The organism is Solibacillus sp. CAU 1738 (assembly GCF_039888725.1).
Lineage (GTDB): Bacteria > Bacillota > Bacilli > Bacillales_A > Planococcaceae > Metasolibacillus.
On sequence record NZ_JBDQQN010000015.1, the window covers coordinates 1330 to 4260 of the forward strand.

Consider the following 2931-nt stretch of genomic DNA (forward strand, 5'->3'; position numbering starts at 1 on the left):
GGTTAAGTTATTAAGGGCGCACGGTGGATGCCTTGGCACTAGGAGTCGATGAAGGACGGCACTAACACCGATATGCCTCGGGGAGCTGTAAGTGAGCTTTGATCCGGGGATTTCCGAATGGGGGAACCCACTATGTTTAATAGCATAGTATCTTCACGTGAATTCATAGCGTGTTGAAGACAGACGCAGGGAACTGAAACATCTAAGTACCTGCAGGAACAGAAAGAAAATTCGATTCCCTGAGTAGCGGCGAGCGAAACGGGAAGAGCCCAAACCAAAGAGCTTGCTCTTTGGGGTTGTAGGACACTCTATACGGAGTTACAAAAGAATGAGTTAGACGAAGCGACTTGGAAAGGTCCGCCATAGCAGGTAATAGCCCTGTAGTCGAAAGTTCATTCCCTCCAGAGTGTATCCTGAGTACGGCGGAACACGTGAAATTCCGTCGGAATCCGGGAGGACCATCTCCCAAGGCTAAATACTACCTAGTGACCGATAGTGAACCAGTACCGTGAGGGAAAGGTGAAAAGCACCCCGGAAGGGGAGTGAAATAGATCCTGAAACCGTGTGCCTACAAGTAGTTAGAGCCCGTTAATGGGTGATAGCGTGCCTTTTGTAGAATGAACCGGCGAGTTACGATTACGTGCGAGGTTAAGTTGATAAGACGGAGCCGCAGCGAAAGCGAGTCTGAATAGGGCGAATTAGTACGTGGTCGTAGACCCGAAACCAGGTGATCTACCCATGGCCAGGGTGAAGGTGAGGTAACACTTACTGGAGGCCCGAACCCACGCACGTTGAAAAGTGCGGGGATGAGCTGTGGGTAGCGGAGAAATTCCAATCGAACCTGGAGATAGCTGGTTCTCTCCGAAATAGCTTTAGGGCTAGCCTCGTGATTGAGAATACCGGAGGTAGAGCACTGTTTGGACTAGGGGGGCATCTCGCTTTACCGAATTCAGACAAACTCCGAATGCCGGATATTTATACACGGGAGTCAGACTGCGAGTGATAAGATCCGTAGTCAAGAGGGAAACAGCCCAGACCACCAGCTAAGGTCCCAAAGTAATCGTTAAGTGGAAAAGGATGTGGCGTTGCTTAGACAACCAGGATGTTGGCTTAGAAGCAGCCATCATTTAAAGAGTGCGTAATAGCTCACTGGTCGAGTGACGCTGCGCCGAAAATGTATCGGGGCTAAACGATTCACCGAAGCTGTGGATTGACATCTATGATGTCAGTGGTAGGAGAGCGTTCTAAGTGCGTTGAAGTCAGACCGGAAGGACTGGTGGAGCGCTTAGAAGTGAGAATGCCGGTATGAGTAGCGAAAGACGGGTGAGAATCCCGTCCACCGTATGACTAAGGTTTCCTGAGGAAGGCTCGTCCGCTCAGGGTTAGTCGGGACCTAAGCCGAGGCCGATAGGCGTAGGCGATGGACAACAGGTTGATATTCCTGTACCACCTCCTCACCGTTTGAGAAATGGGGGGACGCAGTAGGATAGGGTAAGCGCGCCGTTGGTTGTGCGCGTCCAAGCAGTAAGGCGTGTGTGTAGGCAAATCCGCACACTGTAACGTTGAGCTGTGATGGCGAGTCCGTATGGACGAAGTTCCTGATTTCACACTGCCAAGAAAAGCCTCTATCGAGGTGAGAGGTGCCCGTACCGCAAACCGACACAGGTAGTCGAGGAGAGAATCCTAAGGTGTGCGAGAGAACTCTCGTTAAGGAACTCGGCAAAATGACCCCGTAACTTCGGGAGAAGGGGTGCTCTTGAGCGTGCATAGCGCACGAGAGCCGCAGTGAATAGGCCCAGGCGACTGTTTAGCAAAAACACAGGTCTCTGCAAAACCGTAAGGTGACGTATAGGGGCTGACGCCTGCCCGGTGCTGGAAGGTTAAGAGGAGTGGTTAGCGCAAGCGAAGCTGCGAATTGAAGCCCCAGTAAACGGCGGCCGTAACTATAACGGTCCTAAGGTAGCGAAATTCCTTGTCGGGTAAGTTCCGACCCGCACGAAAGGCGTAACGATCTGGGCACTGTCTCAACGAGAGACTCGGTGAAATTATAGTACCTGTGAAGATGCAGGTTACCCGCGACAGGACGGAAAGACCCCGTGGAGCTTTACTGTAGCTTGATATTGAATTTTGGTACAACTTGTACAGCATAGGTAGGAGCCAGAGATCTCGGAGCGCCAGCTTCGAAGGAGGCGTCGGTGGGATACTACCCTGGTTGTATTGAAATTCTAACCCATGCCCCTTAGCGGGGTAGGAGACAGTGTCAGGCGGACAGTTTGACTGGGGCGGTCGCCTCCTAAAAGGTAACGGAGGCGCCCAAAGGTTCCCTCAGAATGGTTGGAAATCATTCGTAGAGTGTAAAGGCACAAGGGAGCTTGACTGCGAGACCTACAAGTCGAGCAGGGTCGAAAGACGGGCTTAGTGATCCGGTGGTTCCGCATGGAAGGGCCATCGCTCAACGGATAAAAGCTACCCCGGGGATAACAGGCTTATCTCCCCCAAGAGTCCACATCGACGGGGAGGTTTGGCACCTCGATGTCGGCTCATCGCATCCTGGGGCTGTAGTCGGTCCCAAGGGTTGGGCTGTTCGCCCATTAAAGCGGTACGCGAGCTGGGTTCAGAACGTCGTGAGACAGTTCGGTCCCTATCCGTCGTGGGCGTAGGAAATTTGAGAGGAGCTGTCCTTAGTACGAGAGGACCGGGATGGACATACCGCTGGTGTACCAGTTGTCTTGCCAAAGGCATCGCTGGGTAGCTATGTATGGACGGGATAAGTGCTGAAAGCATCTAAGCATGAAGCCCCCCTCAAGATGAGATTTCCCATTACGCAAGTAAGTAAGATCCCTCAAAGACGATGAGGTAGATAGGTTCGAGGTGGAAGTGTGGTGACACATGGAGCTGACGAATACTAATCGATCGAGGACTTAACCAAAT

1 rRNA gene is annotated in these 2931 nt (G+C 52.1%); it reads left to right on the forward strand.

Going from position 1 to position 2931, the window contains the following annotated elements:
- A 23S ribosomal RNA gene (locus tag AAFN87_RS19985) occupies window positions 1-2929 on the forward strand.
- The last annotated feature ends 2 nt before the right edge of the window (window positions 2930-2931 follow it).